14 protein-coding genes are annotated in these 12,605 nt (G+C 73.0%); 11 read left to right on the top strand and 3 right to left on the bottom strand.

The genetic code is table 11. From position 1 onward, the window contains the following. Together L0B03_RS07075 and L0B03_RS07070 are read left to right on the top strand one after the other, a co-directional pair. Positions 1 to 584: tRNA pseudouridine(38-40) synthase TruA (locus L0B03_RS07075; protein WP_374204901.1), on the top strand; the 584-nt coding region annotated here is incomplete at its 5' end. Next, complete coding sequence (locus tag L0B03_RS07070; protein WP_250445091.1) at positions 581 to 1,294, top strand: GAF and ANTAR domain-containing protein; 714 nt, start codon at positions 581 to 583, stop codon at positions 1,292 to 1,294. The genes L0B03_RS07075 and L0B03_RS07070, both read left to right, overlap by 4 nt. Positions 1,295 to 1,333: 39 nt before the next feature. Here L0B03_RS07070 and L0B03_RS07065 read toward each other — a convergent pair whose 3' ends face one another. Next, positions 1,334 to 1,765 (bottom strand): DUF5709 domain-containing protein, encoded by a 432-nt coding sequence (locus L0B03_RS07065; protein ID WP_250445090.1) that lies wholly within the window; start codon positions 1,763 to 1,765, stop codon positions 1,334 to 1,336. A gap of 85 nt (positions 1,766 to 1,850) precedes the next feature. Here L0B03_RS07065 and L0B03_RS07060 point away from each other — a divergent pair, with 85 nt between their 5' ends. The 6 genes from L0B03_RS07060 (at position 1,851) to L0B03_RS07035 (ending at position 7,740) form a co-directional block, all read left to right on the top strand. After that, positions 1,851 to 3,545: an ATP-binding cassette domain-containing protein gene (locus L0B03_RS07060; protein ID WP_250445089.1), complete on the top strand. Its 1,695-nt coding sequence runs from the start codon at positions 1,851 to 1,853 to the stop codon at positions 3,543 to 3,545. 277 nt (positions 3,546 to 3,822) lie between these two features. Next, entirely contained in the window at positions 3,823 to 4,266 is a 444-nt protein-coding gene (rplM, locus tag L0B03_RS07055; RefSeq protein ID WP_250445088.1) for a 50S ribosomal protein L13, read from the top strand. 47 nt (positions 4,267 to 4,313) lie between these two features. Beyond that, a complete protein-coding gene (gene rpsI, locus L0B03_RS07050; protein ID WP_208056007.1) occupies positions 4,314 to 4,802 on the top strand; it encodes a 30S ribosomal protein S9 in 489 nt (162 codons plus the stop codon). A gap of 102 nt (positions 4,803 to 4,904) precedes the next feature. Then, complete coding sequence (glmM, locus tag L0B03_RS07045; protein WP_250445087.1) at positions 4,905 to 6,254, top strand: phosphoglucosamine mutase; 1,350 nt, start codon at positions 4,905 to 4,907, stop codon at positions 6,252 to 6,254. A gap of 64 nt (positions 6,255 to 6,318) precedes the next feature. Then, complete coding sequence (locus L0B03_RS07040) at positions 6,319 to 6,951, top strand: peptide deformylase (RefSeq protein ID WP_250445086.1); 633 nt, start codon at positions 6,319 to 6,321, stop codon at positions 6,949 to 6,951. Positions 6,952 to 7,080: 129 nt separating this feature from the next. Then, complete coding sequence (locus L0B03_RS07035; protein WP_250445085.1) at positions 7,081 to 7,740, top strand: VTT domain-containing protein; 660 nt, start codon at positions 7,081 to 7,083, stop codon at positions 7,738 to 7,740. 33 nt (positions 7,741 to 7,773) lie between these two features. On the opposite strand, the gene coaA is transcribed toward L0B03_RS07035, so the two are convergent. Continuing rightward, positions 7,774 to 8,724 (bottom strand): type I pantothenate kinase, encoded by a 951-nt coding sequence (gene coaA / locus L0B03_RS07030; protein ID WP_250445084.1) that lies wholly within the window; start codon positions 8,722 to 8,724, stop codon positions 7,774 to 7,776. A gap of 89 nt (positions 8,725 to 8,813) precedes the next feature. Between coaA and glmS the strand changes: the two genes are divergently transcribed. After that, complete coding sequence (glmS, locus tag L0B03_RS07025) at positions 8,814 to 10,679, top strand: glutamine--fructose-6-phosphate transaminase (isomerizing) (protein ID WP_250445082.1); 1,866 nt, start codon at positions 8,814 to 8,816, stop codon at positions 10,677 to 10,679. A gap of 4 nt (positions 10,680 to 10,683) precedes the next feature. After that, positions 10,684 to 11,043, top strand: a complete 360-nt coding sequence (locus L0B03_RS07020) for a holo-ACP synthase (protein ID WP_250445080.1) — start codon at positions 10,684 to 10,686, stop codon at positions 11,041 to 11,043. A 10-nt stretch (positions 11,044 to 11,053) separates the two neighbouring features. Here L0B03_RS07020 and L0B03_RS07015 read toward each other — a convergent pair whose 3' ends face one another. After that, on the bottom strand, positions 11,054 to 12,043 hold the full coding sequence (locus L0B03_RS07015) for an LLM class F420-dependent oxidoreductase (RefSeq protein ID WP_250445078.1): 990 nt from the start codon (positions 12,041 to 12,043) through the stop codon (positions 11,054 to 11,056). Positions 12,044 to 12,112: 69 nt separating this feature from the next. Between L0B03_RS07015 and L0B03_RS07010 the strand changes: the two genes are divergently transcribed. Beyond that, positions 12,113 to 12,605: NAD(P)H-hydrate epimerase (locus tag L0B03_RS07010; protein ID WP_250445076.1), on the top strand; the 493-nt coding region annotated here is incomplete at its 3' end.

Below are 12,605 nucleotides of genomic sequence, written 5' to 3'. Positions count from 1 at the left end.
CCGCCCCGGGGGTCGCCCTCGCCCGCCGGCTCGCCGGGGTGCTCCCCCCCGACGTCGTGGTGCACCGCGCCGGCGAGGCCCCTGCAGGCTTCGACGCGAGGTTCTCGGCGCTGCGCCGGCGCTACGCGTACCGCCTGGCCGACGATCCCCGGGTGGTAGACCCGCTGCGCCGGGACCACGTCCTGCGGCACCGGCTGCCGCTGGACGCGGAGGCGATGGACCGGGCAGCCCAGCCGCTGGTCGGGCAGCACGACTTCGCGGCCTTCTGCCGTCGTCGCCCCGGGGCCGACGCCGGGCTCGTCGTGCTCGACGTGATGGCTGACGCCTTCTGCCACTCGATGGTGCGCTCCCTGGTCGGCGCTCTGCTCGCCGTCGGTGAGGGGCGCCGGCCCGAGAGCTGGCCGGCCGAGCTCCTGACGAGCGGCCGCCGCGGCGTGCTCGTCGCGCCGGCGGCGGGCCTGACCCTCGAGGAGGTCGAGTACCCTCCGGACTCAGAGCTCGCGTCACGAGCCTCGACGACGCGTGCTCGCCGTACCGAGGAGGCCCGGGCGCTGAGGGTCGAGGCCAGCCAGGAGATGACATGACCGACGTCCGCCGCAGCGCCGACCGGGTGACCCTCGCCGGGGTCTTCGTCGAGCTCGCCTCGACCCTCGTCGGGCCGTACGAGGTCTCCGACCTCGCTCAGCGCCTCGTCGACCGAGCCGTGGACCTCCTCGACGTCTGGGCGGCAGGCCTGCTCCTCCTCGACCCAGGGTCGACGCCCAAGATGCTCGCCGCGAGCACCCACCAGGCCGAGCTCCTCGAGCTGATCCAGGTCCGGTCGGGGCAGGGCCCGTGCCTGGCCGCGATGGAGCGGAACGACGTCGTCGTGGTGGAGGACCTCGCCGCCGTCGAGCAGCGGTGGCCGCAGTGGGTGGCCGGGGCACGCGCGATCGGCGTCCAGCAGGCCTACGGCATCCCGCTGCGGCTGCAGGGGCAGACCGTCGGTGCCCTCAACCTCTTCCGGACGGGGACCGACTCCCTGGCCGCGGAGGACGTCGCCGTCGCGCGGGCCATGGCCGACGTCGCGACCGTCGGCATCATCCAGCACCAGGTGCTCGACCGTGCCGAGAGCCTCACGACCCAGCTGCAGGGAGCCCTGCACTCCCGGGTCGTCCTCGAGCAGGCCAAGGGGCGGCTCGCCGAGCGCCAGGGCATCACCGTGGCCGAGGCCTTCGTCGAGCTGCGGCGCCGAGCCCGCGAGACCTCGACGCCGTTGAGCGTGGTGGCCAAGGCCCTGGTCGAGGAGCCCTAGCCCGACCGTGGGAGTCTGGCGGCGCCCGGGCAGGGACCGCTAGACCGGGTTCTCGTCCTCGACCACGTGCACGGCGGCCTCCTCGGCGCTCGCGGCGCCCCCGTCGATACCGACGTCCTGGGCCATGAGGCTCGCCGCCGAGGCTCCGGAGGGCTCGCTCGCGTCCACCGCCAGCCGGCCGGCCCGATCCGGCTCGCCCGCCCCGGCGTCGGGGGCGTCGGTCGTCTCCCACACCTCGGGCTGCTCCTGGTCGAGCCGGTCGTCCAGGCTGTCCCCCTCACGCTCCTCCTCGGCCGTCTCGAGGCGGTACGGGTTAGGAGCGTGGTCAGGCGGCGAGTAGCCCTCGTCGAGCACGTTCTGCACCCCGCGGTCGAGCAGGGTGTCCTCCTGCTGCAGCTGGTCGGTGTCGCCCTCGGCGCCGGACTCGGGATCGGGGGAGGTGGCCGGGGTGTCGCCGTAGTTCTCGCTCATGGCTCCACCGTCGCACCGCTGCGGAGCGACCGCATCCGGGCGTATCGCATGGACGGGGCGGGGGCAGGCAGAGGACACTCCGGGCATGGGACACCTCGACATCAGCGGCGTGGGCTACGTCCTTCCCGACGGCCGGCCCCTGCTCGCCGGGGTCGACCTGCGCGTGGGCCAGGGCAGTCGCGTGGCCCTGGTCGGGCCCAACGGGGCGGGCAAGACCACCCTCGTGCGCATGGTGGCCGGGGACGAGCAGCCCCACCAGGGTGCCGTCGCGCGGACGGGCAGCATGGGCGTCATGCGGCAGTTCGTGGGCCGCATCGACGACGACCGTTCGGTGCGCGACCTGCTGGCCTCGTTGGCCCCCGAGGCCGTGCGGCAGGCAGCCGTCGAGCTCGCAGCGGCCGAGCTGGCGATGATGGAGGTCGACGACACCCCGGCGCAGATGCGCTACGCCCAGGCCCTCGCGGACTGGGCCGACGTCGGCGGGTACGACGCCGAGGTCGGCTGGGACCGGGTGACCGACGCCGTGCTCTCGCTGCCCTTCGAGCGCGCCCAGCATCGGGAGGTGCGCACCCTCTCGGGAGGGGAGCAGAAGCGCCTGGTCCTCGAGGCGCTGCTGCGCGGGCCGGACGAGGTGCTGCTGCTCGACGAGCCCGACAACTACCTGGACGTCCCCGCCAAGCGGTGGCTCGAGCAGGCCCTCGTGGCCTCGGGCAAGACCGTGCTCTTCGTCAGCCACGACCGCGAGCTCCTCGCCCGGACAGCCACGCACGTCGCGAGCCTCGAGCCGACCCCGGCCGGAGCGACCCTGTGGGTGCACGGGGGCGGGTTCGCGACCTTCGGGCAGGCCCGCGCCGACCGTCAGGCCCGTCTCGAGGAGATGACCCGACGGTGGGAGGAGCAGCACAGCGCGCTCCGGGACATGGTGAACGCGCTGAAGAACAAGGCAGCCTTCAACGACGGTCTGGCCTCGCGCTACCAGGCGGCCCAGACGCGCCTGCGCAAGTTCGAGGAGGCGGGTCCGCCTCAGGTCATGGCCAAGGAGCAGGACGTCCGGGTGCGTCTGGTCGGAGGACGCACCGCCAAGCGCGCCGTGGTGGTCGAGACCCTCGAGCTCACCGGGCTGATGCGCCCGTTCGACGCCGAGCTGTGGTTCGGCGAGCGGGTCGCGGTGCTCGGGGCGAACGGCTCGGGCAAGTCGCACTTCCTGCGGCTCCTGGCTGCCGGGGGAAGCGACCCCGGCCGGGAGCACGCCCCGGTCCTGGGTGAGGCGCACGGTCACGACCACCGCCCCGTGCAGCACACCGGCCGCGCGGTGATCGGCTCGCGGGTCCGGCCGGGCTGGTTCGCCCAGAACGACACGCACCCCGAGCTCGCCGGCCGTACGCTCCTGGACATCCTGCACCGGGGGGAGGGGGACCGCAGCGGCCTCGGCCGCGAGCCGGCGAGCAAGGCCCTGGACCGCTACGAGCTGGTCGCGGCGGCCGAGCAGACCTACGACACCCTCTCGGGCGGGCAGCAGGCCCGGTTCCAGATCCTGCTGCTCGAGCTCTCGGGGGCGACGCTGCTGCTCCTCGACGAGCCCACCGACAACCTCGACCTCCACTCGGCCGAGGCCCTCGAGCGGGGGCTCGCGAGCTTCGAGGGGACGGTCGTCGCGGTCACCCACGACCGTTGGTTCGCCCGCGGGTTCGACCGCTTCCTCGTCTTCGGCGAGGACGGCGAGGTGGTCGAGCGGGACGAGGCGGTCTGGGAGGTCGCCCGGGTCGAACGCGCCCGGTGAGCGGACGAGGCCGGGGGCCGGAGCGGGGACGGACGGCGCGCGCCTCTCGTCCCGGTGCCGGGCTCCACCGGGCGCTTTTGACCCCCTGGCCCCTCGACGGGTACTCTGGCGTGTCGTTGTGCGTCCCAACGCTTCTCGTGCGCTCCCACTCGCCGAGATCCGCGGAGGACGACAACGGACGACCTCATCGGGAGACGAGGGGACATGCACGTGCACCGCACGGCATGACCCGAGGCCCGATGCCACTCATCAGCTACACGAAACGAAGGCTACGACCGTGCGCACGTACACCCCGAAGCCCGGCGACGTCGAGCGGACCTGGCACGTCATCGACGCGACCGACGTCGTCCTGGGTCGCCTGGCCTCGCAGGTCGCCGTCCTCCTGCGCGGCAAGCACAAGGCGACCTTCGCCCCGCACGTCGACGCCGGTGACTTCGTCATCATCATCAACGCCGACAAGGTCGCCCTGACCGGCAACAAGCGCGAGCAGAAGCTCGCCTACCGCCACTCCGGCTACCCGGGTGGCCTGCGTGCCATCCCCTACAGCGAGCTGCTCGCCGCCAAGCCTGACCGGGCTGTCGAGAAGGCCGTGCGCGGCATGCTCCCCAAGACCTCGCTCGCCCGCACGCAGATGGGCAAGCTCAAGGTCTACGCCGGGAGCGAGCACCCGCACTCGGCTCAGCAGCCGAAGCCCTTCGAGATCACCCAGGTCGCGCAGTAGGCCTCGGCCCGCTGCCACCATCCACACAGGACGCGAGGACACCACCAGTGGCCGAGACCACCGTCGACATCGACGTTGAGGGCGACGACACGCCTTCCAGCTACACCTCCGAGACCAGTGCCCCCACGGGGCAGGGCCAGAGCCTGACCGCTCCGGCCCAGGCCCTCGGCCGCCGCAAGGAGGCCGTGGCCCGGGTCCGTCTGATCCCGGGCACCGGGCAGTGGAAGGTCAACGGGCGCACGCTCGAGGACTACTTCCCCAACAAGGTGCACCAGCAGCTCGTCAACGACCCGCTCAAGCTGGTCGACGTCGAGGGCCGCTTCGACGTGATCGCGCGTATCCACGGCGGCGGCGCCTCCGGCCAGGCTGGCGCGCTGCGTCTTGGCATCGCCCGGGCCCTCAACGAGATCGACGCCGAGCACAACCGCCCGGCGCTCAAGAAGGCCGGCTTCCTGACCCGCGACCCCCGTGTGGTCGAGCGCAAGAAGGCCGGGCTCAAGAAGGCGCGCAAGGCGCCCCAGTACTCCAAGCGCTGATCCAGCGCACCGACGGCCCCGATGGACACCATCGGGGCCGTCGGCATCTGTGCGCCCGCTTCTCGGCGGGGCGTACGGTCGGTCACGACGAGGAGGTTGGCGATGGGGCGGTTGTTCGGTACCGACGGGGTGCGTGGGGTCGCGAACCGCGACGTGACGGCCGAGCTCGCGCTCGACCTCTCGGTCGCGGCGGCGCACGTGCTGGCAGCGTCGGGGGCCTTCGCGGGGCACCGGCCACGCGCGGTGATCGGCCGTGACCCGCGCGCCTCGGGCGAGTTCCTCTCGGCCGCCGTGGCGGCAGGGCTGGCGAGCGCCGGGGTCGACGTCGTCAATCTGGGCGTCATCCCGACGCCGGGGGTCGCGCACCTGACCGGCACGCGTGAGGTCGACCTGGGGGTCATGCTCTCGGCCTCGCACAACCCCATGCCCGACAACGGCATCAAGTTCTTCGCCCGAGGCGGGCACAAGCTCGACGACGACGTCGAGGACGCGATCGAGGCCCGCATGCGCGAGCCCTGGGAGCGCCCGACAGGTGCCGCCGTCGGCCGCATCACCCAGGACGTCGGGGCCGCCGCCGAGCAGTACGTCGAGCACCTCGTCTCGACCATCCCGTCCGACCTCGGCTCGCTGCGAATCGTGATCGACGCCGCCAACGGTGCCGCGAGCGAGGTCGCCCCGGCGGCCCTGCGTGCCGCCGGTGCGGACGTCGTGGTGATCAACGCCTCGCCCGACGGCCGCAACATCAACGAGAAGTGCGGCTCGACCCACCCCGAGCAGCTCCAGGCTGCGGTGGTCGCCGCCCAGGCCCACCTCGGCGTCGCGCTCGACGGCGACGCCGACCGCTGCCTCGCGGTCGACGGGGAGGGGCACCTCGTCGACGGCGACCAGATCATGGGCATCCTCGCGCTCGCCCTGCGTGAGCGGGGCGAGCTCGCCCACGACACCCTGGTGACCACGGTGATGAGCAACCTGGGCCTGCAGCTCGCGATGGCGGACGCCGGGGTGCGAACCGTGCAGACCGGGGTCGGGGACCGGTACGTGCTCGAGGAGATGCGCTCGGGGGGCTTCACCCTGGGCGGGGAGCAGTCCGGACACCTCATCCTCGCGCGCCACTCGACCACGGGCGACGGGACGCTCACGGCCCTGCAGCTCGCCTCACGGGTCGCTGCGACGGGCCGGTCCCTCGCCGACCTGGCGGCTCAGGTCCCGCGCCTGCCCCAGGTGCTCGTCAACGTGTCCGGGGTGGACCGGACCCGTGCCGGTGCGGACGAGGGCGTCCTCGCGGCTGTCGCCGCCGCCGAGGCTGAGCTCGGCCGTGAGGGGCGCGTGCTGCTGCGCCCTTCGGGTACCGAGCCTGTCGTGCGAGTCATGGTCGAGGCCGCCGAGCAGGAGGTCGCCGACCGCATGGCAGCGCGGCTCGCTGAGGTCGTCCAGGCTCGACTCGCCCTGTGACGGGCTGGGACGAGGGCGTGGAGCAGGGCGAGGCGCGAGTCCCCTCGCCCCCGGGGAGCGCCCGGTGAGCGCGCCCCGCGCCGTGCTGGACCAGGTGGACGCCCTGCTCGAGGTCGACGGACCTCTCCCGATCGTCCAGGCCGGGGATCCTGTCCTGCGGCGTCCGGCCGTACCGTACGACGGCCAGCTCGACGACGCACGCCTGACCTCACTCCTCGCCGCGATGCGGCGCACGATGCGCGAGGCACCCGGGGTCGGCCTCGCCGCTCCCCAGGTGGGGCTCAGCCTGGCCCTTGCCGTGCTCGAGGACAGCTGGCCTGTCGACGACGAGCACGCGAGGGCACGTGAACGCGAGCCGCTGCCCTTCAGGGTCCTGGTCAACCCGGCCTACGCCCCGCACGGCGCCGATCGCGTGTCCTTCTACGAAGGCTGCTTGAGCGTGCACGGGTGGCAGGCCGTCACCTCGCGCTGGCGCACGGTCCACCTCACCGGCAGCGACGAGCAGGGGTGCCCCCTGGACGAGCTGGTGCACGGGTGGCCTGCGCGCATCGTCCAGCACGAGACCGACCACCTCGGTGGACGGCTCTACGTCGACCAGGCCGAGATGCGCTCCCTGACCAGCCCCGACCACGCGCTGCGCTGGGCCGACCCCACGCCTGAGCGCGCCGCCCAGGAGCTCGGCTTCCCCCTCGCCTGAGGCCCTCGGGCCGGACTCAGGGTCGACTCGGGGGGATAACCCATACCGAACCGTCATCCTCTGGTCCTAGCGTGGACACCTGAGCCTGCGAACCTGGCCAGGCGTCGACACCAGGGGAGGTGGGGGACCGTGCTGGAGGACTGGGTCATGGCCCTCGCCGGGTCGCCCTGGGCGCTCCTCGTGCTCTACCTCGTCACCCTCGTCGACGGGATCTTCCCTCCGGTCCCGAGCGAGTCGGCGGTGATCGCCCTCGCCGCGCTCGCGGTCAGCACCGGTGAGCCCACCCTCTGGCTCGTGGGGGCGGTCGCGGCGGCCGGGGCCTTCTCGGGCGACCTGCTCGCGTTCTCGATCGGCAGGCGGGTCCCTGTGCGGCGCATGCGACTGCTGTCCTCGCCGCTGGGCCAGCGCATGGTCGACCGTGCCGAGCACGCCCTCGAGCACCGGGGGGCCGCCTTCATCCTCGCTGCCCGGTACGTCCCGGTGGGCCGGGTGGCCGTCAACCTGACCGCCGGGTCGGTCGGCTACCCGCGGGGACGGTTCACCGGCTTGGCCGCCCTCGCCGCGATCTCCTGGTCGGTGTACTCGGTCCTGCTGGGGGTGGGCGCGGGGGTCTGGTTCGCGGAGCACCCGGTGCTCGCGGTGGTGGTGGGGGTGCTGGGTGGTCTGCTGCTCGGTCTCGCCCTCGACGCGCTGCTGCGGCGCCTCCTGCGAGGGCGGGGGCCGACCGCCGCGGCCGAGGCCGTCCCCGAGGGTCCACCACGCCTCCTTCACGAGGCCACCCGCGTCTAGGTCGTGCCGCTGCGGTGCCCCGGACGCCGCGGGTCAGAGCTTGCGCAGCCGCACCCGCTCGACGGCGTGGTCGGCCCCCTTGCGCAGGACCAGGGTGGCGCGCCCCCGGGTCGGCAGGATGTTCTGCTCGAGGTTGGGCGAGTTGATCGAGTCCCAGATCTCCTCGGCGCGGTCGATGGCCTGGTGGTCGTCCAGCTCCGCGAAGCGGTGGAAGTAGGACTCGGGCTGGGCGAAGGCCGTCGCCCGCAGGGAGAGGAACCGGTCGACGTACCACTGGCGCGCGTCGGAGGTCCGCGCGTCCACGTAGATCGAGAAGTCGAAGAAGTCGCTCACCGCGAGGCTCGAACCGCCCACGGCGGTGGGACGAGCGGGCTGGAGCACGTTGAGCCCCTCGACGATCAGGACGTCGGGCCGACGGACCACGACGTGCTCCTCGGGGACGATGTCGTAGGTGAGGTGCGAGTAGACGGGGGCCCGGACCTCGGCACGCCCGGCCTTGACCGAGGACAGGAAGCGCAGCAGGCCCCGGCGGTCGTAGGATTCGGGGAAGCCCTTGCGGTGCATGATCCCGCGGCGGGCGAGCTCGGCGTTGGGGTGCAGGAACCCGTCGGTGGTGATCAGCTCGACCCGAGGGGTCTCAGGCCAGCGGGCCAGGAGCTCACGCAGCACCCGGGCGGTGGTCGACTTGCCCACCGCGACCGACCCGGCGATCCCGATGACGTACGGCGTGCGCGCGGCGGCCTCGCCGAGGAAGGTCGAGGATGCCGTGTGCAGGGCACCGGTGGCGTTGACGTACAGGTTGAGCAGGCGGGAGAGCGGTCGGTAGACGGCGTCGACCTCGGCCAGGTCGATCGGGTCGCCGAGCCCGCGCAGGCGTGCCACGTCCGCCCCGGTCAGGGGCAGGGGGGTGGCCGAGGAGAGACGGCTCCACGCCGCGCGGTCGAGGTCCACGTACGGGGTCGACGGGGCGATGTCTGGGGCCACCCGTGCAGTCTGCCGCCTGGGGCGGCCCCTCCGCGAACCAGACCCCGACCGGCCAGGGGACCCTCGGGACGCGCACTAGACTCGCGGCCATGTGCGGAATCGTGGGATACGTCGGTGCCCAGCAGCCGAGCGGACGTCCGCTCGAGGTGGCCATGGGCGGGCTCGCCCGGCTCGAGTACCGGGGCTACGACTCCGCGGGGGTCGCCGTCGTCACCCTGGGGGGTGCTGACCTGGCGACCGCCAAGAAGGCCGGCAAGCTGGCCAACCTCACGGCCCTCCTCGAGGCCGAGCCGCTCCCCGCGGGCACCGCCTCGATCGGCCACACCCGGTGGGCCACCCACGGTGCCCCGAACGACGTCAACGCTCACCCGCACGTGTCGGAGGACGGTCGTCTCGCGGTCATCCACAACGGCATCGTCGAGAACTTCGTCCAGCTCCGTGCCGAGCTCGAGGGGGCCGGGGTCGTCCTGGTCTCGGAGACCGACACCGAGGTGGTCGCCCACCTGGTCGGCGCGGCGTACCGGGTGACCGGTGACCTCACCGAGGCGCTGCGGACCGTGGCCCAGCGGCTCGAGGGCACCTTCACCCTCCTCGCGGTGCACGCCGACGTCCCGGACACCGTCGTCGGGGCCCGGCACGACTCGCCCCTCGTCGTCGGCCTGGGGGAGGGGGAGAACTTCCTCGGCTCGGACGTCGCCGCCTTCATCGCGCACACCCGCGAGGCCATGGAGCTCGGCCAGGACCAGGTCGTGACCCTCACCCCGGGCTCCGTGAGCGTGATGGGCTTCGACGGCGTGGCGGTCGAGCCTCGCCGATTCACGGTCGACTGGGATGCCGCCGCCGCCGAGAAGGGCGGCTTCGCCTCCTTCATGGACAAGGAGATCCACGACCAGCCCCAGGCGATCGCGGACACCCTCCTGGGGCGCACCGACCTCGAGGGTCGCCTGGTGCTGGACGACCTTCGCGTCGACGAGGCCGTCCTGCGCCAGGTCGACAAGATCATCGTCGTCGCCTGCGGGACGGCCGCCTACGCGGGGCAGGTCGCGAAGTACGCGATCGAGCACTGGTGCCGGATCCCGGTGGAGGTCGAGCTCGCCCACGAGTTCCGCTACCGGGACCCGGTCGTCAACGCCAAGACCCTCGTCGTCGCGGTCTCCCAGTCCGGGGAGACCATGGACACCCTCATGGCCGTGCGGCACGCCCGCGAGCAGGGGGCGACCGTCCTGGCGATCGTCAACACCCACGGGTCGACGATCCCGCGCGAGTCCGACGCCGTGCTGTACACCCACGCCGGGCCGGAGGTCGCGGTCGCCTCGACCAAGGCGTTCCTCGCGCAGATCACCGCGAGCTACCTGCTGGGCCTGTACCTCGCCCAGCTCCGGGGGACCAAGTTCCCTGACGAGATCGCCGAGTCCCTCGCTGCGCTGCGGGCGATCCCGGAGAAGGTCCAGCAGGTCCTCGACGGGGCCGAGCAGGTCCGCGAGACCGCTCGGTCGATGGCCGGGGCGACCTCGGTGCTCTTCCTCGGTCGTCACGTCGGCTTCCCGGTGGCGATGGAGGGGGCCCTCAAGCTCAAGGAGCTGGCCTACATCCACGCCGAGGGGTTCGCGGCGGGGGAGCTCAAGCACGGGCCCATCGCGCTCATCGAGGAGGGCCAGCCGGTCTTCGTCATCGTGCCCTCCCCGCGGGGCCGGCACTCGCTGCACAGCAAGGTGATCTCCAACATCCAGGAGATCCGTGCCCGCGGTGCGCGCACCCTCGTGATCGCCGAGGAGGGGGACGAGGCCGTGCTGCCCTTCGCGGACGAGGTCTTCTTCGTCCCGCAGACCCCGGTGCTGCTCGCCCCGCTGGTCTCGGTGGTGCCCCTGCAGATCTTCGCCTGCGAGCTCGCGACGGCCAAGGGCCTGGACGTGGACCAGCCACGGAACCTGGCCAAGTCCGTCACGGTCGAGTGAGCCGGTGATCGTCGGGGTCGGCATCGACGTGGTCGACGTCGCGCGCTTCCTCGCGACCCTCGACCGAGCACCGCGGATGATCGAGAAGCTCTTCACCCCGGCCGAGCGAGACGTCCCGCCGACCTCCCTCGCGGCTCGGTTCGCGGCCAAGGAGGCGATGGCCAAGGCCCTCGGCGCACCCGGCACCATGAGGTGGCACGACGCGACCGTGCTGCGGGTGGTCGGCGGTCCGCCCGTGGTCGAGATCCGCGGCACGGTCGCACGACGCGCCGAGGACCTGGGCATCGACCGCTTCCACATCTCGCTGTCCCACGACGCGGGCATCGCCTCGGCGGTCGTGGTGGCCGAGCGGGACCTGACCTGAGCGGTCGCCGTCAGCCCTGCAGGGCCGGGACCACCTCGCGCTCGAAGAGCTCGATGCCCGAACGGTCGTAGGCAGCCTCGGCGAAGTACGTGATCGCGTAGGTCATGCCCAGGCCGCGGAGCTCGGTGAGCTTCTCGACGATCTGCTCCGGGGTCCCGACGAGCGGGCCGGTGCGGAACTGCTCGAGGGTCTCGTCGGCCTTGGCCGGGACCGAGCGGCGGTAGTGCTCGCCGATCCAGGCCAGACGCTCGTCGACCTCGGCCTGGTCGCGGCCGATCACGACGTTGTAGTTGGCCGAGCGCGTGATCTCGTCCATGTCGCGGCCCAGCTCGCGGCAGTGGCCCTCGAGCACCGAGGACTTGTGCGCGAACCCCTCGGGGGTGCCGTCGAAGTTGGTGTACCGGGCGTGCTGCGCGGCGATGCGCAGGGTCTTGCGCTCCCCGCCGCCCGCGATCCAGAAGGGGATGCCACCCGGCTGGAGGGGCTGGGGGTGCACGCGGGCGCCGTCCACCTGGTAGTACCGGCCGTCGAGGGTCGCCTCGCCCGTCTCCCAGGCCTGCTTCATGATCTGCACGCCCTCCTCGAGGGCGCGCAGGCGGTCCCCCGCGCTCGGGAAGCCGTAGCCGTAGGCGAGCCACTCGTGCTCGTACCAGCCCGCGCCGATGCCCATCTCGGTGCGGCCACCGCTGACCAGGTCGACGGTGGCCGCGACCTTCGCGAGGTAGGCCGGGTTCCGGTAGGCCATGCAGGTGCACATCTGCCCGAGGCGCACCCGGGAGGTCGAGGCTGCGAAGGCCGCCATGAGGGTCCACGCCTCGTGGGTGGCCTCGAGGGTCGGCTCGGGCACGGTGTGGAAGTGGTCGTAGACCCAGATCGACTCCCAGGCCGACCCGGTGTCTGCGTGCTCGGCGAGCCCGCGCATCGTGGCCCACTGCTGGGACGGGTCGATGCCGACGAGGTCCATCCGCCAGCCCTGCGGGATGAAGAGTCCGAATCGCATGCTCGCACGCTACCGGCCCGTCCTGACCGGCGCAGGACGGCACCGGTCAGGACGGGGCAGGATGGGGTGGTGATCGAGGCATTCACCGCGGACCAGGTCCGAGCTGCCGAGGCTCCTCTGCTCGCCGCCGAGCGCGGCTTCGCCGGGGGGCTGATGCACCGCGCCGCCACGGCCCTGGCCCTGGCGGCGGTCCACGAGCTGCGCACCCTGCGGGCGCTCGGGCCCGGGAGCCCCCTGCGGCCGAGAGCCCGAGCAGGGACCGTGGTCGGGGCGACCGTGGTCGGTCTCGTGGGTCCGGGCAACAACGGCGGGGACACCCTGCACGCCCTTGCCCTGCTCGCTGGCCGGGGGGTGGGGGTGACGGCCGTCCTGACCTCGGCCGCGGTGCACCAGGAGGGCCTGGTCGCGGTCCGTGCGGCCGGTGGTCGGCTCCTGACCCTGCACCCCGAGGCACCGGGGGACCGCACCTGGGCCGGGGAGGCCCTGGCCCAGGCCTTCGCGGCGGACGTCGTGCTGGACGGCCTGCTCGGCATCGGGGGCCGGGGCGGGCTGCGTGGTGCGG

Source organism: Actinotalea sp. C106, from assembly GCF_023630195.1.
Classification (GTDB): Bacteria; Actinomycetota; Actinomycetes; order Actinomycetales; family Cellulomonadaceae; genus Actinotalea.
Note: the sequence above shows the minus strand (reverse complement) of the source record. Positions and strands in the feature narration are given on the sequence as shown.

Coding starts and splice junctions, on each gene's coding strand:
- L0B03_RS07060 (WP_250445089.1), top strand. CDS start 1,851: ATGGGACACCTCGACATCAGCGGCGTGGGCTACGTCCTTCCCGACGGC.
- glmS (WP_250445082.1), top strand. CDS start 8,814: ATGTGCGGAATCGTGGGATACGTCGGTGCCCAGCAGCCGAGCGGACGT.
- glmM (WP_250445087.1), top strand. CDS start 4,905: ATGGGGCGGTTGTTCGGTACCGACGGGGTGCGTGGGGTCGCGAACCGC.
- L0B03_RS07070 (WP_250445091.1), top strand. CDS start 581: ATGACCGACGTCCGCCGCAGCGCCGACCGGGTGACCCTCGCCGGGGTC.
- L0B03_RS07065 (WP_250445090.1), bottom strand. CDS start 1,765: ATGAGCGAGAACTACGGCGACACCCCGGCCACCTCCCCCGATCCCGAG.
- L0B03_RS07015 (WP_250445078.1), bottom strand. CDS start 12,043: ATGCGATTCGGACTCTTCATCCCGCAGGGCTGGCGGATGGACCTCGTC.